Raw genomic sequence first — 25,070 nt, 5'->3', positions numbered from 1 at the left:
GGATCTTGGCAGCTCCAGGGGGCCTGATGTAGCCGCAAGCAATGCCAGCAAACTATTCGATTGATCGACGATTAGGTATGTGTTTGGAGTACATCATCAAGATAGTCCTTCATTCTGTTAATCTCGATTGCATAGGCCTCTCGTTCGCTCGAGCTTTTGGATGCCGTCGCCACAAGAGTAAATGGAGCAAAATCCTTCATGGAATTTGAAAATTTCTGCCGCCTCTCCCAGTTTATCCATTTAGGGAATAGATAGTAGTTTCTGTCCGAGAATTTATAGAAAAGCTCAAGGGAAGTATTTTTATAGCGACAATACTGCTCCCATGACTCCGGGTCGTGCTCCTTTAGGGCATCAAAATTCCACCCCATCGCACGCATCGTTTGCTCAATAATCGGAATGTAATACAAATCGAAGAAAATCGATTGCAGAGAGGCCCTAACCTTTCCGACCTCATCCAGTTGCTTCTTGACCAGCTCAGTCCTAAACAAATCCTTCCTCTTGAATATCACTGCCCACAGTGAAATTGATAGAGCGCACAAACCGAATAAAAACTGACTAGACTTTGCAAGAAAGTCGGCCCAAGATAACAATCCAGGTGAAATTGACGTCATGCCATCTCCATTCCGAAATTTAATTAATGGTGGACTATAGAGCGATCCCAAGAGGAAAAAGTGGAATGTGGCGATTTTCGTAGTGTAACGAATGGAATGGCAACCACCAGGTTGTCGCCGATCCGGACTCGCCGATCCAATGACTATTAGCAGCCGGCTTCAGCACATGGCAAACCGGAGCCAACGACAGCAATAAGTCCATCTGCAAAATTCCGTTGCAGAAGCGATTTCGGCCGATCAAGCATCCAAGATATTCGCCCAATTCTCGGTTGTCCACATATGAGGTGGGCACATTATTGCACGAGCGCTCATCCGACGGCCCAGTGACCAGATCGAACCGAAATTCGAATATCTTCGTAAGCTCAAAGCGAGCGCCCGGAAGTGGCCAAACTCGGCCGGACACCGCCCCGCGACGCGCGACCAACACAAAGATCCATATCTACCGCTCGAAACGACGGCATTACGACAGCCATTCGTTGCATGGTGCGGCACTGGCCGGAAAGGATAGAAGCATTTCCAGCTCTCTAACGAGATGCACCCCTTTGGACTATGCTCCGTTCTTTCCAGCATTAATCGTCACTGGCTAGCCGGGCCCAAAGCGCATTTCGCGCGTCCCTTTCTATATAACGCCACCGATTGTCGACGTGACCCGGGAATTGCTCAGATTTAGGCACAGTCTTAGATTCGAGCGTAATCTTTCCGAACGGACGGGGCTCCACCGGAAGCGGCTCATGGACCTGACGCACGACGACTGCGTTAAATGAATCCATCCCTCTACGCTGGCTCTGCATCGCACGGACGTGCCCTTCGACGATGACAAAGCGATCACCGGATTTCTCAACCACTGGTGGAATGGTCAAACTTGAAATGCTTGAACCATTCAGGTCGATCCAGGTCGGCACCAGCATGGGTACGGTATTGTCTTTGCACATGCCATCGATCTGCACGTACTTAAACTCCTTCACAAAGGTCTGAGTACCATGCAAGGATTCGTCAAATTTGACCTTCTCTAGGTCAAACTTCGCATGTTGATACTGCGGTACAGCCCGGAGTACATCGAATAATTCACCCTCGGAGCAAGCCCGCACCGGGAACGATCGCGGTTGTCTTGAGGAACCTTTGTTTATCTGTAAAGCTGCAATTAGCAGTTCGACAACCGCTCCATCGGCACCCGCGGTGTAGAGCCTGGTATCCTCGTTCTGATGGCTCTCACCTGTTGTGACTGCGACACTGGCAGTCGTTGACCCTGGATCGCACACGATCCCGCGGTACGGTAACAGGCCAACCTGTTTTACATCCACACCTACGGCCTTTAGTAAGCGCCGACGTCGCAGTTCGTGGATGTCATCGCTCGGGTGGGTCAAGCAATGAACAACGACTCCGCGTTGAATTGCGTCGAGTAGCGCGGGGAACAACCAATATAGCCAGTCACTCGCCATATCTGCGATGATCAGCTCACCGTTGCAATTGTGAAATGTTTGGACATAAAGGAGGTATTTTTCATCTCGACCAAAATACCGCTCTGCTGGCTGTACCTTTGCAAGCTCTTCTCGCTCATTGCGCACAAATTTGCGTGTCGCCCGTACACCTTCATCATGGAGAAGCCGCTTCTTCTTATCATCAAGACTAAAGTCTGTCGAGCTAATGTGTCCCGTGTTAATATCCACGAAGAACTGGTTCGGCTGCAATTCCCGCTGAATCTTGCTCGCCCCATCAACAACGGTGTTAACGATGGCCTTGGCCAACCCTTCAATCGACTCGACGCCTTTATTGTCGTTAGGTAATTGACGCAACCTAAACGTAAGGATACGCCGATTGCTCCTTGCTATTTGACCGTTCGCAAACACAAAACTAGGCATGTTGCTTAGCGCACCGCCGTCGACGTAGGTCGTGCCACCAGAACATACTGGTTGAAAGAAAAACGGTATTGCACAAGAGCAACGCACGGCCAGTGCGACGCTGTCCTCTGGGGTCTTATGCTTACTCCACACCTTGGGCTCGCGGCTGCCCAAATCAGAAGCAACTACGTGCAGCGGGATCGGCAGATCATCGAAGCGTACCGGGCGCGAGCTACCGTCGCGGCCGAGAAGTTCGGATAGAACGCGCTCCACCCAATCTTCGAGTGCTTTCGAATCATAGAGTCCACCGTGTGTGACGATGGAGCCGATCTTGCGATATTCGCTAGAGCATATCCATGCAAGACCGCGCTTGAACGCACTCGGCTGAACGATCAACTTTTGACTCTTGTTCGGTCCGCCAGAAGCCAGCTTTGCGAAATCCAGTGATTGCACATGTTTCGAGATTATGTCGGGTGGCGCGCCAGTAGCCACGAGCGCAGCGGCAATTGAACCACCCGACGTACCGGCCACATCACTGAATCCAATACCTGCCTTAGCAGCAGCTTCATATGCACCCGCGAAAGCGGCCGTGCGAACTCCACCTCCCTCAAATACCGCGAGGCAATTGGCAAAGTATCGAGTACGAATCTCTTCGCTCATATTTGGTCGTGTCTGTCGACCGCTTCGTTTAGAATTTTTAGCGTTGCGTCGCGATACTGAACTGGGCAATATTGCCGCAGATTGGCTTCTACTTCGGCTCGCAGGGAGCGCTCGACGCACTGTTGACGCATGAACTGCCTCACACGCGGTGCCAGCGTGAATTCAAGCTTGGCGGAAAAGTAGGCCAAGCGGGATACTTGCGCCACTGGCAAGGGCACAACGCCGCAATTGAAATCGATCTCTTTACGTTCAAATGCTTCCAAGGCGCCAGCCTGCATCGCGTGCGGTTCGGGCGCGAATTGCCTTGGTGAGAACAAGAGCGTATTGATATTGAAATCGATCACCTGCATCAGGGTCTCAAGCGTCAGCTCCAGCTCAAACTCCCGGATGAGATAGGTAGACTCGAGCGACCACAAATCGATTTCAATGTCACCGTATTCAAATGCAACGCCACCGAACGCGGTTCTGCGCTTCGCCGGGGGCAGGATCTTTTCTAGTTGCTTGCTTTCTGCACCAAAGACAACCATGTCGATATCGTGTGGAGCTCTGCCCATGAGAAGATCTCGTGCCCAACCGCCGACAACCGCTGCGCTAAGACCTGCGTTGCGGAGGCATTCCACGATCGTGCGGAAGTCCCTTTGCGTCGCCAATAATGCATCGAACTGCTGCTGGAGATAGGCGACTTCCTGGCCCATTACTGGCACCGCGGGCGTCTGCGACAGCAGCGGCAATCCAGGAACCGCGACAAGAGATTCGGCCTTTTTGCTGCACTCCGGCCACAAGTTGCCAGTACGCCTCGCGGGTGACCGCGGACATCCGGACGAATTCGACACCTTAGAGTTCAATTGCATACCGGTTTGGCCTTCGGTTGCGGCCTCGCAAATCGATCCGCAGATATTACCTGCAACTGTTCACAATGTCGCTATTTCGTAGGAAGTGGACACCCAAGTGGCATCGCATAGTGGGTAACGAATGGCAGTAGTTGGCCGAAAGCGAACAGTAGTCCATCCACATCCGTCTTGGCCCAAACCTTCAAAAGCGAAACCATCGGTACAAGCAGATTCACCTTCCCCGTCATCGGGAACAACGCTTTGCACGTTACTCTCGCGTCTCCGGGAAACCCTTTCACCTTTACCGTCCCGACGACCTTAACCAGGCTTGCACTCACCTCATGCCATATATTTCTTGCCCAAAGCCGCCTGATCTTCCATCCTGGCCGCGCTAATCTCGGCCGCAACCTTCTCCCGATAAGCCAGATAAGAATCCGTCGACGGACTGACAACCTTCGCCCCACTACCGCAATCACGGCGACAAGCACCATCGTCTCAGCCCTTCGATGTGGAAAATGCGTTTCATTTCCAAAAACGCCGCCCCATCCCGCGCCGACGAACAAAAACGGCCACCGTGACCCAACGGCAGCCGCCCTCAGCAACACCCCTTACTCCCCCCAATCAACCCTTACTCATCCACCTTAAAAGCCGACACCAACTTCGTCAATTCCGCCGCCTGCTGCTTCAAACTCTCCGCAGCTGCCGCGCTTTCTTCGACCAAAGCCGCATTCTGCTGCGTCATCTGATCGAGCGACTGCACCGCGTCCCCAATCTGATCGATCCCGGCACTCTGCTCCAGACTAGCCTCTGCAATCTCGCTCATCATCGCGCTAACGCCTTGAACCTGCGAGACAACATCACTCATCACCTTCCCCGCCTCACTAACGAGCCGCGACCCGGCACCCACAGTCCCCGCGCTGTGCTCGATCAGCGATTTAATCTCCTTCGCCGCTTGCGCACTGCGCTGCGCCAGATTCCGCACCTCCGAAGCGACGACAGCAAACCCACGCCCCTGCTCCCCCGCCCGCGCCGCTTCCACCGCAGCATTCAAAGCCAGAATATTCGTCTGAAACGAGATACTGTCGATCATCACGATGATTTCGGAGATCCGCTGCGACGCGTCGCTGATCTGCTCCATCGTCGTCACGACCTCGCCCACCACCTGCCCCCCACGCGCCGCCGTATCCGCCGCGCCGTTGATCATCTTCGCGGCCGTCGTCGCCGTTTCGGTGTTGTTACGCACCACGGCCGTGATCTCTTCCATCGACGAAGCCGTCCGCTCCAGGTTGCTCGACTGCCCTTCGGTGCGTTCGCTGAGATCCGCGTTCCCCGAGGCAATCTGCGCCGACCCGGTCGCGATCGAAGCCGAAGCCGCACGAATCCGATGAACGAGCGTCGACAACGACGACACGAACCGATTGAACGCATCCGACAACTGCCCGATCTCGTCCTCGCTCTCGACCGCCATCCGGCGCGTCAAATCGCCCTGACCGCTGGCGATCTCCGACAGCAGCGTAGCCGCACGCCTAATCGGCGCGGCAATCGCGCGTCCCACTAGCCAGATCACGAGCAACGCAACCCCGAGCCCCACCACCGCCGCGACCAACGCCGCACTACGAATCGCCCGCGTCACCGGCCCTAGCAATTCAGCCTCCGGCACCTGAACAACCACATACGCATTCAGCTCCGGAATGAACGACGTCGCGATGAAACGCGCGCCACCATCACCCTCGTAGCTGAGGTACGCATACGGCTTGCCCGCAAGCAACGTCGACGACGCATCGCCCGGCAGCCCCGGCTCATCCTTCAGAAAATGCTTGCCATCGATCAGCGACGTATCGCGATGCATCATGATCGCGCCGTCGGGGCGCACGAGGTACGCAAACCCGGTCTCGCCGATCCGGTAAGCCGATATTCCCTTCGCGAGCGCATCGACGGACAGGCTCATGCTCGCCGCGCCGACTGGCACGCCGTCGAGTTCCACGCGGCTGTTGATGAACATCATGTAGCCGCCGACGGTCACCTCGCGATCCATGTTCACGTCGTACGCCTTGCCAGACGACAGGAAGCTGGTCAGCCACTGATCCTTGTCGGTCACCTTCCGCTGCAAGCCGCCTTCGTTGTAGTAGTTGCCGCTCTTCACCGACACCCACTGCACGGACGCGGCCTTCTGCTCGTCCTTCACGTTCTTCGCAAGCTGGATCCAGTTGCGCGTGCCGGCGTCGGGTTCGCCGTCGGCTTCCCATTGCAGCAGGAACGCATCGCGCGCGAGAATGCGCGACGCGGCGATCGGGCCGGCCATCTGGCGCTGCACGTCGGCGCGGATGCCGTTCACGGCGGTCGGCAGTTCCTCGCGGACGACGCGATCGCGCACCGCGTTGCCGATCAGCCGGACGCTGAGCCCGCTCGAAATCGCGACGAACACGAGCAGGCAACTCGTCATGCTGAGAATCAGCTTGTTCTGAATGGAAAGCTTGCGCCAGAAGTGCATGGGGAACCCTCGATAACCGCTCGGTCTGAGCCAGATTGGGTTATCGGCAGGCGGGCGCAGAATCGCATCGCAGATTTCAGATAGCGATCATTCGAGATTCGTTATGTTGTTAAAGAGCGGGAATATGCGGCCACTTCTATGCACGAGGAACAACGCAAATACAACACGCTGATCAGTAGGCAACGAAGATCGTGACGCGCCGGTTTCTCGCCCTTGAAGCCGCATCGTCCCCCGCGACGAGCGGCTGCGTATCCGCCCGCCCGATCGCCGCCAGCCGATGCGGCGCGACACCGCGCTCGGTCAGGTAGCGCACCACACTCCCCGCGCGCGCCGACGAAAGCTCCCAGTTCGATTCATATTTCGCGTTCGCGATCGGCACTCTGTCCGTATGGCCTTCGACGAGGATGTCGCCGGTTGCATGCTCGCTCAATGCCTGCGCAATCTGGTTCAGCACCGGCGACGAATCGGGCAGCAAACGCGCATCGCCGACGTTGAACAGGATCTTCGCGTCGATACCGATCTCGACGCCATGCGGCGCCTTCACCAGCGAAATGCGTCCATTCGACTTCAACGAATCAAGCAACGCGAGCCACGGCGCCGCAGAGTCGGACTTGGCGGCATCGAAGGAAGCAGTCACCGCACCCCCAGCCTGCCGTGCAAGTGTCTGATACCGCGCATCGAGCGCGTTGTATTTCGCGAGCTGCAGCACATACAGCGCGAGAAACAGCACCATCAGCGTCGTGATGAGATCCGCGTACGAAATCAGCCAGCGCCCCGACTGCGCGCCTTCGACTTCGTGATCGTCGCGATCGGCGGCGGATGCGCCGTCAGTTCGAGCCGTCATACGATCGGGAATCCGGGTTCGTCAATCACGCCAGCGTTTCCGCCGCCCGCCCGCGCACATCGCCGGTCAACCGCGTCTCGATCGTATGCGGCGACTCCTTGCGCGAGATCGCGAGCAAGCCGTCGAGATACAGCTTGCGAAACCGCATCTCGCTATCGATCTGTGCGCGCAGCTTGCCATACAGCGGCAGGAACACGAGGTTCGCGAACGCGAGCCCGTACAGCGTCGCGACGAACGCCATCGCGATCCCCGGCCCGAGCTGCGCCGGCTCCAGAATATGACTCGTCACCTGCACGAGCCCGAGCACCGAGCCGAGGATGCCGAAGGTCGGCGCATAGCCGCCGGCCTGCTGCCACACGCGCACGGCGGCGAGACGGCTGCGTTCGTACGCATCCAGTTCGCGCTGCAACGCATCTTCGACCACCGCGGTCGACACGCCGTTCGCCAGCAGTTCGAGCCCGCGCCGCGCGAACGGATGAATGCCGCTCACGTCCATCGATTCGAACGCGAGCAGCCCGTCGAGCTTCGCGCGGTCGCCCCATTCGAGCAGGTCGGACAGGTTCTTGCGATCGACTTCGCGCGCCCGCACGAACGCGAGCCGCAACTGCTTCACCGCGTCGAAGAAGCGCGCCCACGTGTTCTGGATCATCACCGCGCCGAGCGTGCCGCCGAGCACGATCACGAGCGCCTCGACTTGAAACAGCATCGAGAAATGCCCGCCTTCCAGCGCGAACCCGAACACGATCGCCGCGCCGCCCAGCAACACACCGACCAGGGTCAACAGATCCATACGCCCCCCGTATCACGCATCCGACGACAGTGTCGCCGCGACGGACATCGCACCCGCCGCAGGCGCCTTCGCCGCGCGCACGGCCTCCAGCACGCGCTGCTCGATGTCCTCGATCTCGATCGGGTCGAGCTTGAGTTCGCGACGCATCACCCACGACACCTCATTGCGCCGCGCTTCGGTCATCACGGAAAACAGCTTGTCGGCCACCGCGCGATCGTCGAGATTCGCGATCAGCTTCGCGAGGTCATAGGTATCGAACGCGCTGATCACGTCGAACAGCGTGCGCTGGTCGATCCACACGAGATCCTCGAGCGCGCGCACGTCGCCGCCGCGGCGGCCGTTGCGGCGCGAGAAGTACGCAACGCCTTTCTGTTCGACGTAGTTGAGCACCTTCGATTTGCGGAACGCGAACACTTCTTCCGCGATCTCGCCGTTAGACAGCTTGTTGAGCAGCAGCGTCTTGTCGACGCCAATCAGCGATGCGAGATCGGCCAGTTCGATGAGTTCGAGTTCGCTGTTGATCGATACGTCGAGATCGTGATCGGCAACCTGCTGCGCGCGATCGATCACACGTGCTGCGTCGAACGTGACGACCTGGCGCGCGTCCGCCGAAGTCGCGTAGTCGGTTGCGCCGCCGGCGCCGTCACCCTGCGCGGCTTCGATCGTGACGAGGTTGAGCTTCTCCATGCGCCGCAGCATCGCGAGCACGTGAGGCCGAGAATGGCCGGCAATCGCGCGGCATTTGCGGATCACTTCGGCGAGCGGCACGGAGGTTTCGGCCGCACGTGCCTGCATCGGCCGGCGCGCCCACGTGTCGCCCGATTCGCGCGCGTCGGCGCCCGCCATCAGCGACAGCACGTGCGCATACGACAGCACGCCCGGCATGAAGTCCGCATGCGTATAGGTCGCCAACTGGTCGTCCTTGCGCTTCACGCGGCGGATCATCGTTCGCACGATATGACGCAGCAGCGCGGACACACGCTCGATTTCTTCATCGAGGATGCCGGCCGGCACGACCGTGAGTTGACAGAACGACAGCGCCTTCGCGGTATGCGCACGCGGTTCGGCGGCGAGCAGCGCCGATTCGCCGAAGAACTCGCCGCGGCCGAGCGTCGCGACGATCACGCGCGTGTCGTCGCAGCGCGTGGACAGCTCGACCTTGCCGTCGGTAATGAGGAAGATGACGGGCTCGCCCGCGAAGCCCTCCGAGTAAATGATTTCGCCGGGCGCGGCGGTACGCGTCCACGATTGCTGACGATTCACAAGTCGATCCCCCTGCTGCGCTGGTTGTTGCGGACTGCGCGTCGCATGTCTGAAGCATGCGATCGCGAGTCATCCCCGTGCCTTGTTTAACGTCAGCGGGCGCAACGCCCTTTAGGGCATTCGTGCTCGTTTTGAACCAAAATCAAGGTGAAACGTTTGCGAGTTGCGCGGGTCCATCGATCGTTCGTTTCGTCGCTTGCACCTGTAGTGAAATTGAAAGCGCGCCGCGATCGCACGCGTCAGAACTCCATGTCGAGTTCGTCGATGTCTTCGTGCTCGGCCTTCGCCTCGTCGATCCACTCGGCGACGAACGGATGCGCGAGCACGCGCATGCAGTACTCGGCGACGTCCGGTTCGAGCTTCACGTCGTAGGTCAGGAAGCGCGTGACGACCGGCGCGTACATCGCGTCGGCGATGCCGATCTCCGCCCCGAACAGCCAGGGGCCGCCATACTCGGCCAGGCACTCGCGCCAGATGGTCACGATCCGCTCGATGTCGTGCTGCGCGCGCGACCAGATCCGGAAGCCGGGGAAATGCCCGCGCAGGTTCATCGGCAGCGCGGATCGCAATGCGCTGAAGCCGGAATGCATCTCGCCGCAGATCGACCGGCAATGCGCGCGTGCGTGGCGCTCGTCGGGCAGCAGCCGCGCCTGCGGGCGGATCTCGTTCAGGTATTCGGCGATCGCGAGCGTGTCCCACACCGCGTTGCCGTCGTGGGTCAGGCATGGCACGAGGATCGACGGCGACAGCAGCAGCAGCTCGGCGCGCGACGTGGCGTCGATCGGCACGCTGATCGTCTCGAACGCGAGGCCGCTCAGCTTCGCGAGCAACCAGCCGCGCATCGACCACGACGAGTAATTACGGCTGCTGATGGTCAGCGTCGTCCGTGCATTGGATTCCATGTCGCTCCCCTGCTGAATGTCGTTCGTGCCCCTGCACCGTAAACGGACGCGCCGTCGGACCGCGCACCACGCCTGTGCGGTCCGTTCGCCGAACTGGCGCAACGTCGCACGGCATCGCGGCACGTGTCGCGCGCCCGGCCAGCAAGGCGACGCATTGCCTTCGCCCTGGTCATCACGTACCGCGCGCGCCACCGCGCCCTCGAACCGCTGCAACGCGCGTGCCAGCCGCATGCTGGCATACGGCTTGCCTCGTTCCTTGCAATGCGGCGTCACGAGCGACGGTCATGAATCTGCTTGCCTATCCGTTTTATCAATGGTCTGCGGAATGCCTGCGCCCGGCGCGTGCATGGGCGGCCGCGACGCGCGCGACGATGTCGCTGTGGCCGCCGGCGACGTCGACACCGACGGGCCGCATGGTCGACGCGCTGTGCGAGCTGCTCGAATGCTGCGCGTTCTCGCACCGACGGCCGCCGTTCGGAATCGCGTCGGTCGTCGTCGACGGCGAAACGGTGCCGATCGTCGAGGAAGCGGCCGCGGCCACGCCGTTCGCGACGCTGCTGCATTTCCGCAAGGCGCGGCCGGTCGCACGCCAGCCGCGCGTGCTGATCGTCGCGCCGATGTCCGGGCATTTCGCGACACTGCTGCGCGGCACGGTGCGCACGATGCTGGCCGATCACGACGTGTACATCACCGACTGGCACAACCCGCGCGACATCCCGCTGACGGCCGGACGTTTCGGTTTCGACGAATACGTCACGCACGTGATCGACTTCATTCGCCACATCGGCCCGGACGCGCACGTGCTCGCGATCTGCCAGCCGACCGTCGCGTCGCTCGCGGCAGTCTCGCTGATGGCGGCCGGCGGCGATCCGGCACAACCCGCGAGCCTGACGCTGATGGCCGGCCCGATCGACTGCCGCGTGAATCCGACGAAGGTCAACGAACTCGCGACGAGCCAGCCGATCGAGTGGTTCGCGCACAACCTGATCAGCGTGGTGCCGACGGGCTTCGTCGGCGCGCAACGGTGCGTGTATCCGGGCTTCGTGCAGGTAGGCGCGTTCATGTCGATGAACCCGGACCGGCATGCGGCGTCGTTCGCCGATCTGTACTACGAGCGCGCGAAAGGCGATCCCGCGAAAGCCGATACGTTGCGGCATTTCTACGACGAATATTTCGCGACGGCTGACCTCACCGCGGAGTTCTATCTGGAAACGGTCGAGAAAGTGTTTCAGCAGTACGCGCTCGCACGCGGCGAGCTGACGGTCGGCGACAGGCTCGTCGAACCGGCGGCGATTCATCGCACCGCGCTGTTGACGGTCGAAGGCGAGAAGGACGATATCTGCGCAGTGGGCCAGACGGTGGCTGCGCAGGAACTGTGTTCGGGGTTACCGTCGTACCTGAAGACGCATCACGTACAAACGGGCGTGGGGCACTACGGCGTGTTCAACGGCAGCCGATGGGAGGCGCAGATTTATCCGATCGTACGCGCGACGATTCACGACAACGAGCCGTACGATCGCACCGCGGATGCGGAAGGCGACACAAGCGGCACCCATTACGTCACACTGCGCGCGCTGCTCGATGCGCGCACGGCCGGAATCGATGCGGCGACCGAAGCGCAATCGGATCACGCGCACTGAACGCGGGTAGCGACACAGTGAATCGCCCCGCCGGAGAGGCGGGGCGACGTGTGCTGCTGCATCCGAATGGCGCGCGAGCGAACCGCTCGCGCGCCGGGCCGGCTCGTTACGAGCAAGCCTTGCCGTGCGACGCGTGGTAGCCCTTCGCCTTCGCGTCGGCTTCCGACATGTAGCTGCCATGCTTCGTCTTGCCGTAGTACTTGTCGGTCGAGCAGTGATAGACCTTCGTGGTGTCGTTCGCCCACACCTTGCCCGCGCCGCCGCCCGGCGCGGCGGCGGTCGTCGCGGCGGCGCCCTTCGCGGCGGCCGCGCTCGATGCCGGCGCGGCGGAAGCCGCCGTGGCCGGCGTTGCGGCCGGTGCGCTCGCCGCGGCAGCGGCCGATGCGCCGTACCACGTCTTCACGCCCTTGTGGCCTGCACACGCGCCCTTCTTCGAAGCGCCGGAGTAGAACGAGCCGTCCTTGCACAGCCCGGTCGTGCCGGCCGGCGCGCTGGCCGGAACCTGCGCGAACGCACCGACCGACATACCCATGCCGGCGACCAGCGCGGCGATCAACATTGTTTTTTTCATGGTCCTCTCCTGATTTGCCTGAATGACGAAAGCGTCCGGGGCATTCCCCGGGAACCGCGACGGTTACCGCACCCAGCGGCACACGCGGTGGTGGTGATGGTGATCGAAGTGGCACACGCGGTGCGGATGCGCTTCGGCCAGTGCCGGCACGAGCACGGCGCAAGCCAGTGCGGTTGCCGTCAGGATCTTCGCGATGCGGCTCATGGTGAAACTCTCCCGGATAGTCAGCCGGTGATCCGGCTGGTACCTCCTTAACGCCGGTCGTCGGCAGGCCGTGCACCGCGCCGACGTGCAATTGACGATCTTTGACATCGCATCGTCGATCGACGGTCGAAGCTGACGAACCTCTTTCTTTTCTTTCGGGTTCTTCAGCTTCGGGACCGTTTGGAATTCGAATCAATAGACGCAAGCGGAAGGTCGGTCGCGGATCTCGGCGGACCATAAAAAACCGCCCGAAGGCGGTTCGTCGAAAAGGCACACCCGACCGGCACGCTACGCCCCGGCCTCGCCCCACGGCGTCGGCTCCGGCACCGCGCACGGCCCGTCGACGTCGATCGATTTGAAGTCGGCAGGCCCGACGATCTCCAGATACTCCATGTCCGGCGAGTAGTCGAACAGGTAGTGGACGATCCCCGGCGCCTGGTGCACGCAGTCTCCGGTCGCCACCAGCGTTTCCTGGTCGCCGTACATGAAGCGCGCCCAGCCCTTCAGCATGATCACGATATGGAACTCGGCCTCGTGACGGTGCCAGCCGGTGCCCGTCACCGGTGCATGATTGGCCCTGACGAGTTGCGCGACGACCTTGCCGTTCGTCGCGGCGGCGATGCCGAGATCGCGGTACAGGAAGAAGTCGCGCAGGCCCTCGCCTTGATAGGCGGTGTCCTGCGGCTTCACATGGGAAAAAGCGGTGGTGGCCGGCGTGCTCATCGCGGTGCTCCTTCATCGAAAGGATCACCCGAGACAAGCATTAAGCGTTCCAGTTTGCGGCGGCACGACACCGTGCGCTCACCGCTTGCGCCGCTCGCCAGTCAGCAACGTCTTCCGGGGTACGCTCTATCGCGGCGACCCATCGTGGAGCACGGCCGCCGTCCAGGACGAAATCTCCGCAGTGCGAAGCACGACGCGGCCGGGGATGAGCACATGACACCGACCAGAACCGAACTTGCCGCTGCATGCGATCTGCTGCCCGATCGCGCGCGACGCCGCTCCTTCGCGGACACGCTCGTGCTGCTGTCGATCCACGTCGAATCGGACAACCTCGCGATCGTGCGGCACCAGTTGCATCAGGCCGTCGGCGCCGCGCTCAACGGCTACACGGCCACGATCGACAGCCGTACCGGATGCGCGTGCATCGAATTCGAAGTCGCGCGGTCGCAGGCGTCACTCGCGATTCAACCTGAACAACGGAACGCAGTCCTATCGAAAAACGATGTTCGGCCGCCGTGCTTACGTCGGCCTGCAGAGCGACCGGTACGGCGCGCTGGCGCTCGGCCGCCAGTACGACGTATACGTTCACCGACGGCCGCTACGACGACGCCACCGGCAGCCACCGGCCGAAGTGGCACCAGGTGACGCTGATGATCGACTACGCGCTGAGCAAGTGCACCGACGTGTATGCGGAAACCGTGTACCAGCACGCGTTCGGCGTGCCGTCGGGCGCGACGCTCGGGTTCGCGAACGTCACGGGGCTCGCGGCTTCGTCGACGCGCACGCAGGTGGTCGCGACAGTCGGCATCCGCCATCGGTTCTGACCGCGCGCGGGCCGGCGAAAGCCGGCCGCTCTGTGCAATCCCGCATGGACGCGCACCGGCCGAACAGGGATCATTCGGGGAATCCGGGCCGGCGCGCCCGCGAAACCGGTACACTCGGCGCCGGGCGCGCGCCGGATCGGCATTCGGCGGCGGCCCGCTGCCGACTCTGAATCGTGATCCCATGACCACACCGATCTATCAGGAAATCAAGGACTTCATCCTCGCACGCATTCATGCCGGCGAATGGGCGGAAGGCGACCAGGTGCCGTCGGAGAACGAGCTCGCGCGCGAATTCAACGTCGCACGGATGACCGTGAACCGCGCACTGCGCGAGCTGACGGCCGAACAGGTGCTCACGCGCACGCGCGGCTCCGGCACGTACGTCGCGTCGCCGAAATACGAATCGACGCTCGTCGCGATCCGCAGCATCTCCGACGAAGTCGCCGCGCGCGGCCACGGCTATCGCGCGCAGGTGCTGCTGGTCGGCGCGGCCGTCGCCGACGCGAAGCTCGCCGACGAACTGCAGCTCGACACCGGCAGCCCGATCTTTCATTCGCGCGTGCTGCACTTCGAGAACGACACGCCCGTGCAACTCGAGGAGCGCTGGGTCAATCCGGCCTGCGCGCCCGAATACGCATTGCAGGACTTCACGACGACGACGCCGAACCAGTACCTGACGCGCGTCGCGCCGCTGCAGCGCGTCGAATACCGGATCGAGGCCGCGATGCCCGATGCCGACACGCGCCGCCACCTGACGATGGACGACCGCGAGCCGTGCCTGCTGCTGCATCGGCGTACGTGGTCGCAGGGGCTGGTCGCGTCGGTCGCCAACCTGTGGCACCCAGGCAGCCGCTACCGGTTCACCGGGCATTTCTGATCCCCGCGGGCCGGCTCGCGTCGCGCGCGATCGTCCCCAGCGTTCGATCGCACTGACGGCCCGCGTCAACCCTTCCTCCTGCGCGAGGCGCGCACCGAGCGCCGTCGCGCTCGCCTTAGTCTCGCGCCGTTCGAAACGGGAGTTTCAGTCGCTCGCGAAGCTGTTTATCGAAGGCGCACAAGCGAAACGGCGATGCACGCACAAGCGCCCGGAAGGGCATCGCGTAAGCCAGCCAATGCAGCGCAACGGGCGCGGGACGTAGCCAGCGCGTCGCACGTCGCACACACATTGTTACAACGAACGCACACTTCGCATGCCAAATTTCCCGCGCAGCAGTATGCTGATGCGGTACGGTTGCGCATTGTGCATCGGGCAATCCCGTAGTTTGCACGCGACACGCGCCCCCGTCTCGACCGCAATCATGCATTGCAAGGAGGGTTGTGATGGCTACCACGCATCAGCACTTCCACCTCGAACTCCGGCACGCCACCGCGCCGACCTACTTCATCAGTTATCTGTTCCCTGCGTTGCTGTTCGTCTACGAACTGCTGCGCGTCGGCCAGTGGATCCGCGATCACGGGATGCAATTCGTCGCGTTCAAGCAGATGGGCTACGAGTATCTGCTGATGCTGCTGTTCGTCGGCCTGCAAATCGTCGTCGAGGCGATCTTCCTGCTCGGCGCGGCGATGCGCAAGGATCATCGCGATTTCGAGCACCGGCTGCCGAACGTGATTCTCGGCATCGGTCTGTCGATCGTGCTGCTGGCGATCGATCTCGCGATCCAGCTTTCGTTCTGACGGCCGGCGGGCATACGCCCGCTGGCGACGTCGAGCGCGCTCAGGCGCCCGCGTCGCGCAGGAACGTCGCGACGGCGGCCAACACGTCATCGGTCCGCTCGCGATGCGGCATGTGTCCGCAACGCGCGAGCAACAGGAACGACGACGGCCCCGCGACGCGCGCGGCGATCCGCTTCGGATGCACGTCGGACCCGTATTCGTCGTCCTCGCCGTGAATCGCGAGCGTCGCGCACTGCACGTGCGGCAGATCGTCGTCGAGATTCCAGTCGCGGAACGCCGGTGACAGCCACGTGTCGACCCACGCGCCCAGCACCCATTCGGCCTTGTCGCCGTGATAGCGCGCGAGCCGGTCGAGCTGCCCAGGCTCGTCGAACTGCCGCCCGGCGTCGCGAATGCCGGCCAGCGTGCGATCCTCGACGAACGCCTGCGCGGCGACCGTGACGAGCGCGCGGCAACGCGCCGGATGCGCGGCCGCACAGCCGACCGCCATCCCGCCGCCGACGCTGTGCCCGAACGCGATGAACGCATCGATGCCGAGCCGTTCCAGTACCGCGGCGAACGCGTGGCCGGCCTCGTCGCGCACGAACGTCGTGCCGAGCTTGCCCGGATGACGGTCCGAACGGCCGAAACCGAGGCGGTCGTATGCGATCACGTCGCGTTGCGTCGCGCTCGCGAGTTGCGCGGGGAAGTCGCGCCACAAGTCGACGCAGCCGAGCGAATCGTGCAGCAACAGGATCGGCGTGGCCGCATGCCGCGCCGGCCCCGCACGCCAGCGTTTCGCAAAGAGACGTCCTTGCGGCGTCTCGACGGTTATCTCCTCGGTCACGATATCGGCCATGTGTCGATCGTCTGCATGAAAGCGGCCGCGCGGCGGCGGCCGCATCGAATCCGGGCATGGCGGCCTGCCGGCGCGCGCGGCGTCAAGCAAGCCTAAGCCCCCTTTTGCCCCCGCGCTCACTCGGGCTGCGGCGGCAGGTACTCCATCTGCGCTTCGTCGTACAGCCGGTAGATCAGCGCCTGCATCGCGCGGATGTCCTCCGATTCGTCGAGCATCCGCATGCTCATGATGATCGGCGACACGAGGTTCGGATCGTCGAGCGGCTTGTAGCTGATGTCGTCGCGCTTGAGCCCGTACACGCTGTGCGGCACGACCGACACGCCCTCGCCCATCGCGACGAGGCCGAGCGCGATCTGCAGTTCACGCGTCTCGTAGATCTTGCGCGGTTGCAATGCCCGATCGTGGAAAGCCGCGAGCACCTGGTCCGCGTAGCTCGGGCGCGGCGCCTTCGGAAAGATGATCAGCGTGTCGTTGACGAGATCGTGCAGCGACAGCACGGGCTTCGCGCTGTCGAGCACGTGGCCGACCGGCAGCGCGACGATCATCCGCTCCTCGCGCAGCACGACGCGCCGCACGCTCGGATCCTCATGGCGGATGCGCCCGAACCCGACGTCGATGCGCCCTTCCTTCAGCGCCTTGATCTGGTCCATCGTCGACATCTCGTGCAGGCTCAGCTCGACGGCCGGATATTCGCTGCGAAAGCGCCGGATGATCTTCGGCAGCATCCCGTACAGCGTCGAGCCGACGAAACCGACCGACATGCTGCGCTCGATCTTGCCGACGCGCTTCGTCATCGATTCGAGTTCGGTCGTCTGCGCGAGCAGCTGCACCGCATGCGAATAGAAGAAGCGCCCGGCATCGGTCAGCTTCAGCGGCCGCGCGGTGCGCTCGAACAGCGGCACGCCGAGCGCCTCCTCGAGCTGCTGGATTTGCCGGCTCAGCGGCGGCTGCGCGATATGCAGCCGTTCCGCCGCCCGCGTGAAATTCCGCTCTTCGGCCACCGCGACGAAGTAGCGGAGGTGTCTCAACTCCATGTTCGAATCCTCCCGGGACAGGCAACGGACGCTCATCCGGCACCGCGCGGACAGCGCCCGCAACGGTCGCCCTCGCCGGCCATCCGTACCGGCCTCCTCGATCGCCTGCTTCCCGATCCCGTCACGATACCTCAGCCGGCGCCGATCCCGGCTCGAGCAGCGTCGTGCTCGCGGCGACGTCCGGGGCCGCGCAAAGCAAAACGGGAAGCCGCGAGGCTTCCCGTTCGTTCACCGACACCGCGCCGCGGCATCGTGCCGACCGCATCACACCTCGGTCGCATACAGCGCGTCGCGCTGCTCGTGGCTCAGCGAGTCGAGCGGTACGTCGGGCAACTGATAGCAGATCATCGTGCCGTACAGCTCGGCCAGGCAGTTGCTGCCGGCGTCGAGCGCGTAGCCGTCCTCGCCGTCCGGCGCCGGCGGATACACTTCGCGCCACGCGTTGATCGCGGCTTCGATTCGCACGATGGAAACGGGTCCGGCCTTCCGCTCGGCGGGTGATGCGCTCATGAATTCCTCTGGGTTGCGCGCTCCGCGGGGCCATGCCGGCCAGGCTGGAGCGATGAAAACGCCGGGCGTCTCGCCGGCCGCCGCGCGCGGCGCGCGCCGGATGCCGATCCGCGCTGCGCCTGTCGCGCCGGCCGGGCCACGGCCCGGTAGGGTCGGGCAATATAACCGGCTTTGACCCCGCGCAGGCAAAAGCCGGGCAAAAAAAACGGGAAGCGCGCGGCTTCCCGTTTCGTCGCCCGTCACGCGGCAACCTGCCGCGCCGGCGTCAGCCCACGGTTTCGCGGTTCGCCACCGGCTGCCGCCGCGCGCCGCGATTCGCGGCGATCCACGGCGCGATCTCCATGTCCTCGTAGCGCACGAACCGGCTCTTCTTCAGGAACCGGAAGCCGAGCCACACGACGACGAACAGCGGAATGCCGACGTAGGTCGCGGTCACGCCGGCCCAGTCGATCCGGTTCGCGAGGAACGCCTGGTAATCCTGGCCGAGCGCGATCACGAGGCACAGCACGAACGCGAACAGCGGGCCGAACGGGAACCACTTCGACTGGTACGGCAACTGGTCGAGCGAATAACCCTGCTTCACGTAGCCCTTGCGGAACCGGTAGTGGCTGACCGCGATGCCGAGCCACGCGATGAAACCCGTCATCCCCGACGTGTTCAGCAGCCACAGGTACACGGTCTTGTCGCCGTACAGCGACGTGAAGAAGCACAGCGCGCCGACGGCGGTGGTCGCATACAGCGCGTTGCGCGGCACGCCGCCCGGCGACAGCTTCGCGAACACCTTCGGCGCGCGGCCTTCGGTGGCGAGGTTGTAGAGCATCCGCGTCGACGCATACATGCCCGAGTTGCCGGCCGACAGCACGGCCGTGAGGATCACCGCGTTCATCACGCCGGCCGCGAACGCGAGCCCCGCGTGGCGGAACACGAGCGTGAATGGGCTCACGCCGATGTCGGTCACGTCCGTCTTCAGCAGGTTCGGGTCGGTATACGGAATCAGCACGCCGATCACGAAGATCGCGAACACGTAGAACAGCAGGATGCGCCAGAACACCTGGCGCACCGCGCGCGGGATCGTCGTACGCGGATGCTCCGATTCGCCGGCCGCGACGCCGATCAGCTCGGTGCCCTGGAACGAGAAGCCCGCGATCATCGCGACGCCCATCAGCGCCGGCAGCCCGCCCGCGAACGGCGCGTCGCCGATCGTCAGGTTGCCCCAGCCGTTCGCCGGCGCACCCTTCAGAATGCCGAAGATCATCAGCAGCCCGACGCCGATGAACGCGACGACCGTGACGACCTTGATCAGCGCGAACCAGTATTCGGCTTCGCCGAAACCGCGCACGGTGAGCGCATTGAGCAGGAACATCACGGCGAGGAACGCCGCGCTCCACCATACGCCCGGCACGTCCGGAAACCAGTAGTGCATCACGAGTTGCGCGGCGACGAGTTCCACCGCGATGGTCACCGCCCAGTTGTACCAGTAGTTCCAGCCGAGCGCGAAGCCGAAGCCTTCGTCCACGTATTTCGCGCCGTAGGTCGCGAACGAGCCCGACACCGGCATGAACGCGGCCATCTCGCCGAGGCTCGTCATCAGGAAGTAGACCATCAGGCCGATCAGCATGTACGCGACCATCGCGCCGCCGGGGCCGGCCTGCGAGATCGATGCGCCGGACGCGACGAACAGGCCCGTGCCGATCGAGCCGCCGATGGCGATCATCGTCAGGTGGCGCGCCTTCAGCGCGCGATGAAGCTTGGGTGGGTTCGCGGGCGAACCGGGTGGGTCGGAATTCGGAATGGCGGACATAAACGAGACGAACGTTGAGCGGGCCGGCATCCGTAGCCGGCGCATGCGGAATCGGAGCGCGGTGCGCGTCCTGCGATGCATTCGATGCGGCCCCGATACGCGTTGCGCGGCGGGCGCCTGCGGCGAAGCGCGGATTCTACCTGATTCGATAGGGGGCAGCCGAGGTTGCGCCGGCCGCCGCCACGCCGGAGATTTCGCGGAATCAACGGGTTGCCGCACCGGCCGGCGTCGTTTTGCTTACCGTCGCAAAAACCACGATTGCCGTCGGGTCATTCGGTTTTCATTTCTCGCGAGCCGGCGCTTCATACTGTCCTGATCCACCGAATATCGCGGCAATAGGCCAATTCGACTGATGATTATGCGATTAATCAGACAAAAGACCGACACTGTTAACTGATTCAAATCAAGCCGCCGGCGCACCATGCGGTAACGATGCGTAATCGCTGCCGAATCGCGCTCTCCACATGCATCTTTTGCATGTGCACACGAAATGCCCGAATTCGCGGGATAATGACGCCTAATTCGAAATAATCCGCGCGCGGAACCGCCAACGATGCGAGTAGCCGCCGCCCGCTCCCCCGAGGATGAAGTCATTCCCGCTGCCCGCCACGCTGCGCCGCCATACCGCGTCGCTCGTGGCACGCATTCTGTCGCCCCGCGGCGTACTCGTGGCGGGCATCGTCCTGCTGATGTTCAGTTGGGGACTTTCCACGTCGCTATTAATCGAGGCGCGACGCGACGCGTATGACCATGCGGTCGAAAATGCGCGCAACCTGATGCTGCTGATCGAACGCGATATCGCGCGCAATATCGAACTCTACGATTTGTCGCTGCAAAACGTCGTCGACGGCATGGCCGATCCCGAACTGACGACATTGCCGCCGCGTCAGCGCCATCGGCTGCTGTTCGACCGCGCGGCGACCGGCGCCTATCTCGGCTCGATTTTCGTGATGGATGCGCACGGCAATATCACGATCGATTCGACCGATTCGCCCGCGCGGCAAGGCAATTTCGCCGACCGCGACTATTTCGCCGTGCATCGCGACCGGCTCGCCCCCGGCCTCTACATCAGCCGGCCGTACGCGTCGCGGCTGCGCGGCGGCGCGCTGACCATCGCGCTGAGCCGCCGGATCAACCGGCCCGACGGCACGTTCGGCGGAATCGTCGTCGGCACGCTCAGCATCGACTATTTCCGCGCGCTGCTCGACGGCATCGCGGTCGGCCGGCACGGCAGCGCGGCGATCGTCGAGGACAACGGCACGCTCGTGTCGCGCCTGCCTTACGACACGCGGGTGGTCGGCCTCGACCTGCACGATTCGCCGCTGTTCATCGACGCGCAGCGCAGCCGCCATGGCGAGCTGACCGGGGTCGGCGCCGTCGATGGCGTGCGGCGCATCTATGTTTACAAGCATCTCGCCGGCCTGCCGCTGATCGTCGACGTCGCGCCGGCCGAGATCGACGTCTACGCGTCGTGGCACCACCGCGCGATCTGGACCGTCGTGCTGATGGGCCTGTTCACGGCGTTCATCGCGTGGGGCTCGCTCGCGCTGTCGCGCGAGCTGAAGCGCCGGCAGGACGCCGAATCGAAGCTGTACCGGCTCGCGCACACCGATTCGCTGACGGGCCTCGACAATCGCGGCACGTTCGACACGGTGCTCGCGAAGGAGACGCAGCGCGCGTCGCGCAGCGGCCGCCCGTTGTCCGTGCTGTTCGTCGACGTCGACCACTTCAAGGCGTTCAACGACTACTACGGCCATCCGGCCGGCGACGACGTGCTGCGCCAGGTCGCGCAATCGCTCACGCGCAACCTGCGCCGCGACAGCGACCACGTCGCGCGCTACGGCGGCGAGGAATTCGTCGTCACACTGCCCGACACCGACGCGCCGGGCGCGGCAACCGTCGCCGAAGGCGTCCGGCGCGCGATCGCGGGGCTCGACATCGAACACGTGAAGAGCCCGTACGGGCGCGTCACGGCCAGCATCGGCACGGCCACCGCCGCCGATGGCCGGATGAACGCGGCCGCGCTGCTGCGGCGCGCCGACGAAGCGCTGTACCGCGCGAAATCCAGCGGCCGCAACCGCGTGCTGGACGCGCAATCGAGCGCGGCAGACGCTTGACGCGATCCGCTCCGACCTGCCGCGTGACCTGATGCGGCCGCCCGCCGCCCGGCCCGGCGGCCCGGCGTGGACAGCCCGCGCGCGTTCGGCTAGCGTTACGTCTGCTGCGCATGCGGCGCGGCGCCGGCCCGCGCACGCCGCCGTGCGCGTTCCCGCCACTCCCGCTCCGTCATGACCGCCCCGCTCCCGACCCGCCTGCCGCCGCTCGTACGCCACGCGCTCCGCCCGCTGCTCGACCCGTATCGCCGCTACCGGCACGCGAAGCTGATCCACGCGGCGCGCGTCGCGCTCGCGATTCTCGTGTCGATCGCGCTGTCCACCGGGCTGAACGTGCCGCATGGCGAATGGTCGACGATCACCGTGCTGATCGTCGTCGGCGGGCTGCAGCACCACGGCAACATCCGCAAGAAGGCGGCCGAGCGCGCGCTCGGCACGTCGATCGGCGCGCTCGCGGGGCTCGGGTTGATCCTCCTCTACTCGTTCCTGCACGCGCCGTTCGCGATCTACCTGCTGATGGCCGTCGGCTGCGGTATCTGCGCGTATCACGCGATCGGCAAGGCCGGCTACATCGCGCTGCTGTCGGCGATCACGATGGTGATCGTCGCCGGCCACGGCGACAACGAGATCGTCGACGGCCTGTGGCGCGCGGTGAACGTGCTGGTCGGCATCGCGATCGCGCTGGCGTTCTCGTTCGCGCTGCCGCTCTACGCAACCTACTCGTGGCGCTACAAGCTCGCCGACGCGCTGCGCGCGTGCGCGGCCGTGCATGCACGGCTCGCGGGCGACCGCCACGTGAGCGACGACGCGCACCTGAAGGAAATGGCCGCGCTGAGCGCGCTGCTCGTGCAGTTGCGCTCGCTGATGCCGTCGGTGTCGAAGGAATGCGAGACGTCGATGACGCAGCTCGAGGCGATCCAGCGCAGCCTGCGCCTGTGCATCGGTTATCTGGAGATCCTGTCGAGCGCGCTGCCGGCCGCCGACGACGCGGCGGCCCGCGAATACATGCGCGTCGAGATGAAGGGCGTGCACCGGCGCATCCGCGACACGCTGGTCGGCGCAAGCCGCGCGCTCAAGTTCGGCACGCCGAGCCGGCTTGCGCCCCGCCGCAGGCCGGCCGAGCCGCCGCACGACGCGCGGCCGCCGCAGTTGTCCGGCTACGTGTCGATCACGGCCAAGCTGGCCGGCGAAGTCGACCAGTTGCGCGAGCGGCTGCTCGATACCGCGCGGTCATGGAATATCTGAAATTCCGACTTCGCGCGTCTTTCTTTCAAACTGCTTTCTGCGCAACGAGGCGACGCGCTTGCGACGGCGACCCGGGTTGACCGTCGATCCGGCCCCGGAAATCCCGTCGCCGCCCGGCTCGCCGGCGCGTGTTTCGGCGGCGATGCAACGCCGTCCGGCACGGCGTTCTCCAGCCGGTTAACCGCCCGTCAGGCCCGCCGCGACAGGCGCGACGACGGTTCCGCACCAAAATCAGCCCTTGCCCCAACTTCCCGGACAGCCGATACTCGCATATTCCGCGAAATACGATCCCACCGGCTTCAATCCACGGTAATTCCTATGAGCACGATTCTCGAAAGCCTCCCGACCGGCCAGAAGGTCGGTATCGCCTTCTCCGGCGGCCTGGACACCAGCGCCGCGCTGCACTGGATGAAACTGAAGGGCGCCGTCCCGTACGCATACACGGCGAACCTCGGCCAGCCCGACGAAGACGATTACGACGCGATCCCGAAACGCGCGATCGAATACGGCGCAGCCGGCGCCCGCCTGATCGACTGCCGCGCGCAGCTCGTCGCCGAAGGCATCGCGGCGCTGCAAAGCGGCGCGTTCCACATCACGACCGCCGGCGTCACGTACTTCAACACGACGCCGATCGGCCGCGCCGTGACGGGCACGATGCTCGTCGCCGCGATGAAGGAAGACGGCGTCAACATCTGGGGCGACGGCAGCACGTACAAGGGCAACGACATCGAGCGCTTCTACCGCTACGGCCTGCTCGTGAACCCGGATCTGAAGATCTACAAGCCGTGGCTCGACCAGACGTTCATCGACGAACTCGGCGGCCGCGCCGAAATGTCCGAATTCATGAACCAGGCCGGCTTCGCGTACAAGATGTCGGCCGAGAAGGCGTATTCGACCGATTCGAACCTGCTCGGCGCGACGCACGAAGCGAAAGATCTCGAAAGCCTCGAAAGCGGCATCAAGATCGTGAACCCGATCATGGGCGTCGCGTTCTGGCGCGACGACGTGAAGATCGCCGCCGAGGAAGTGACGGTGCGCTTCGAAGCCGGCCAGCCGGTCGCGCTGAACGGCGTCGAGTTCACGGATCAGGTCGAGCTGCTGCTGGAAGCGAACCGGATCGGCGGCCGCCACGGCCTCGGCATGAGCGACCAGATCGAGAACCGCATCATCGAGGCGAAGAGCCGCGGCATCTACGAAGCCCCGGGCCTCGCGCTGCTGTACATCGCGTACGAGCGTCTCGTCACCGGCATCCACAACGAAGACACGATCGAGCAGTACCGCGAGAACGGTCGCCGCCTCGGCCGCCTGCTGTATCAAGGCCGCTGGTTCGACCCGCAGGCGATCATGCTGCGCGAAACCGCGCAACGCTGGGTCGCCCGCGCGATCACCGGCGAAGTGAAGATCGAACTGCGCCGCGGCAACGACTACTCGATCCTGAGCACGAAGTCGCCGAACCTCACGTATCAGCCGGAACGCCTGTCGATGGAGAAGGTGGCGTCGACGTTCTCGCCGCGCGACCGGATCGGCCAGCTGACAATGCGCAACCTCGACATCACCGATACGCGCGACAAGCTGCGCGTGTATTCGCAAGTCGGGCTGCTGACGCCGGGTGAGACGTCGGCACTGCCGCAGATCAAGGGCGACGGCGACAAGTAAGCCAGTC

The 25,070-nt window shown here is 63.6% G+C and carries 21 protein-coding genes and 1 pseudogene; 7 read left to right on the top strand and 15 right to left on the bottom strand.

Annotated features, from left to right (window positions below; translation table 11 throughout):
• Positions 1–71: 71 nt before the first annotated feature.
• From CFB89_RS19075 to CFB89_RS19040, 8 genes are all read right to left on the bottom strand, one after another.
• Positions 72–611 (bottom strand): hypothetical protein, encoded by a 540-nt coding sequence (locus CFB89_RS19075; protein ID WP_144030134.1) that lies wholly within the window; start codon positions 609–611, stop codon positions 72–74.
• Between the two features lie 569 nt (positions 612–1,180).
• Positions 1,181–3,109 (bottom strand): patatin-like phospholipase family protein, encoded by a 1,929-nt coding sequence (locus tag CFB89_RS19070; protein WP_089469201.1) that lies wholly within the window; start codon positions 3,107–3,109, stop codon positions 1,181–1,183.
• On the bottom strand, positions 3,106–3,804 hold the full coding sequence (locus CFB89_RS19065) for a hypothetical protein (protein WP_179233479.1): 699 nt from the start codon (positions 3,802–3,804) through the stop codon (positions 3,106–3,108). The genes CFB89_RS19070 and CFB89_RS19065 overlap by 4 nt, the downstream gene beginning before the upstream one ends.
• A 763-nt stretch (positions 3,805–4,567) precedes the next feature.
• A complete protein-coding gene (locus CFB89_RS19060; RefSeq protein ID WP_089469199.1) occupies positions 4,568–6,430 on the bottom strand; it encodes a methyl-accepting chemotaxis protein in 1,863 nt (620 codons plus the stop codon).
• A 172-nt stretch (positions 6,431–6,602) separates the two neighbouring features.
• Positions 6,603–7,274, bottom strand: coding sequence for an OmpA family protein (locus CFB89_RS19055; RefSeq protein WP_089469198.1), 672 nt, complete (start codon positions 7,272–7,274; stop codon positions 6,603–6,605).
• Between the two features lie 25 nt (positions 7,275–7,299).
• Positions 7,300–8,064: a flagellar motor protein gene (locus CFB89_RS19050; RefSeq protein WP_089469197.1), complete on the bottom strand. Its 765-nt coding sequence runs from the start codon at positions 8,062–8,064 to the stop codon at positions 7,300–7,302.
• Positions 8,065–8,076: 12 nt separating this feature from the next.
• A complete protein-coding gene (locus CFB89_RS19045; RefSeq protein WP_089469196.1) occupies positions 8,077–9,327 on the bottom strand; it encodes a Crp/Fnr family transcriptional regulator in 1,251 nt (416 codons plus the stop codon).
• A 239-nt stretch (positions 9,328–9,566) separates the two neighbouring features.
• Positions 9,567–10,229: a glutathione S-transferase family protein gene (locus CFB89_RS19040; RefSeq protein ID WP_089469440.1), complete on the bottom strand. Its 663-nt coding sequence runs from the start codon at positions 10,227–10,229 to the stop codon at positions 9,567–9,569.
• 284 nt (positions 10,230–10,513) lie between these two features.
• Between CFB89_RS19040 and CFB89_RS19035 the strand changes: the two genes are divergently transcribed.
• Positions 10,514–11,869: a polyhydroxyalkanoate depolymerase gene (locus CFB89_RS19035; RefSeq protein WP_089469195.1), complete on the top strand. Its 1,356-nt coding sequence runs from the start codon at positions 10,514–10,516 to the stop codon at positions 11,867–11,869.
• A gap of 106 nt (positions 11,870–11,975) precedes the next feature.
• On the opposite strand, the gene CFB89_RS19030 is transcribed toward CFB89_RS19035, so the two are convergent.
• From CFB89_RS19030 to CFB89_RS19025, 3 genes are all read right to left on the bottom strand, one after another.
• Positions 11,976–12,440 carry a DUF3761 domain-containing protein gene (locus CFB89_RS19030; protein WP_089469194.1) on the bottom strand — a complete coding sequence of 155 codons (465 nt, stop codon included), beginning with the start codon at positions 12,438–12,440 and terminating at the stop codon, positions 11,976–11,978.
• Between the two features lie 63 nt (positions 12,441–12,503).
• Positions 12,504–12,644 (bottom strand): HHHH-motif protein, encoded by a 141-nt coding sequence (locus tag CFB89_RS34980; RefSeq protein WP_179233478.1) that lies wholly within the window; start codon positions 12,642–12,644, stop codon positions 12,504–12,506.
• A gap of 288 nt (positions 12,645–12,932) precedes the next feature.
• Positions 12,933–13,367 (bottom strand): cupin domain-containing protein, encoded by a 435-nt coding sequence (locus CFB89_RS19025; protein WP_089469193.1) that lies wholly within the window; start codon positions 13,365–13,367, stop codon positions 12,933–12,935.
• A 578-nt stretch (positions 13,368–13,945) separates the two neighbouring features.
• Here CFB89_RS19025 and CFB89_RS19015 point away from each other — a divergent pair.
• The 3 genes and pseudogenes from CFB89_RS19015 to CFB89_RS19000 form a co-directional block, all read left to right on the top strand.
• Positions 13,946–14,191: pseudogene (locus tag CFB89_RS19015) on the top strand (porin); the annotation flags it as partial.
• A gap of 181 nt (positions 14,192–14,372) precedes the next feature.
• Positions 14,373–15,068, top strand: a complete 696-nt coding sequence (gene hutC / locus CFB89_RS19010) for a histidine utilization repressor (protein ID WP_069618629.1) — start codon at positions 14,373–14,375, stop codon at positions 15,066–15,068.
• A 443-nt stretch (positions 15,069–15,511) separates the two neighbouring features.
• The gene (locus CFB89_RS19000; protein ID WP_006482519.1) at positions 15,512–15,865 is read left to right on the top strand and encodes a hypothetical protein; all 354 of its coding nucleotides are present in this window, start codon (positions 15,512–15,514) and stop codon (positions 15,863–15,865) included.
• 40 nt (positions 15,866–15,905) lie between these two features.
• Here CFB89_RS19000 and CFB89_RS18995 read toward each other — a convergent pair whose 3' ends face one another.
• The 4 genes from CFB89_RS18995 to CFB89_RS18980 all read right to left on the bottom strand — a co-directional run bounded on the left by CFB89_RS18995 (position 15,906) and on the right by CFB89_RS18980 (position 20,048).
• Positions 15,906–16,703: an alpha/beta fold hydrolase gene (locus CFB89_RS18995; RefSeq protein ID WP_089469191.1), complete on the bottom strand. Its 798-nt coding sequence runs from the start codon at positions 16,701–16,703 to the stop codon at positions 15,906–15,908.
• Between the two features lie 116 nt (positions 16,704–16,819).
• Positions 16,820–17,737 carry a LysR family transcriptional regulator gene (locus CFB89_RS18990; protein WP_089469190.1) on the bottom strand — a complete coding sequence of 306 codons (918 nt, stop codon included), beginning with the start codon at positions 17,735–17,737 and terminating at the stop codon, positions 16,820–16,822.
• Between the two features lie 264 nt (positions 17,738–18,001).
• The gene (locus CFB89_RS18985) at positions 18,002–18,247 is read right to left on the bottom strand and encodes a DUF3717 domain-containing protein (protein ID WP_012338561.1); all 246 of its coding nucleotides are present in this window, start codon (positions 18,245–18,247) and stop codon (positions 18,002–18,004) included.
• 265 nt (positions 18,248–18,512) lie between these two features.
• A complete protein-coding gene (locus CFB89_RS18980) occupies positions 18,513–20,048 on the bottom strand; it encodes an amino acid permease (RefSeq protein WP_089469189.1) in 1,536 nt (511 codons plus the stop codon).
• A gap of 584 nt (positions 20,049–20,632) precedes the next feature.
• On the opposite strand from CFB89_RS18980, the gene CFB89_RS18975 reads away from it, so the two are divergent.
• The 3 genes from CFB89_RS18975 (at position 20,633) to argG (ending at position 25,063) form a co-directional block, all read left to right on the top strand.
• Entirely contained in the window at positions 20,633–22,165 is a 1,533-nt protein-coding gene (locus CFB89_RS18975; RefSeq protein ID WP_089469188.1) for a sensor domain-containing diguanylate cyclase, read from the top strand.
• A gap of 171 nt (positions 22,166–22,336) precedes the next feature.
• Positions 22,337–23,407, top strand: coding sequence for an FUSC family protein (locus CFB89_RS18970; protein ID WP_089469187.1), 1,071 nt, complete (start codon positions 22,337–22,339; stop codon positions 23,405–23,407).
• 318 nt (positions 23,408–23,725) lie between these two features.
• Positions 23,726–25,063, top strand: coding sequence for an argininosuccinate synthase (gene argG, locus CFB89_RS18965; protein ID WP_089469186.1), 1,338 nt, complete (start codon positions 23,726–23,728; stop codon positions 25,061–25,063).
• Positions 25,064–25,070 lie beyond the last annotated feature (7 nt).

It is taken from the genome of Burkholderia sp. AU16741 (assembly GCF_002223345.1).
Lineage (GTDB): Bacteria > Pseudomonadota > Gammaproteobacteria > Burkholderiales > Burkholderiaceae > Burkholderia > Burkholderia sola.
The sequence above is the reverse complement of the archived record's forward strand: the minus strand, read 5'-3'. Positions and strand labels throughout refer to the sequence as shown.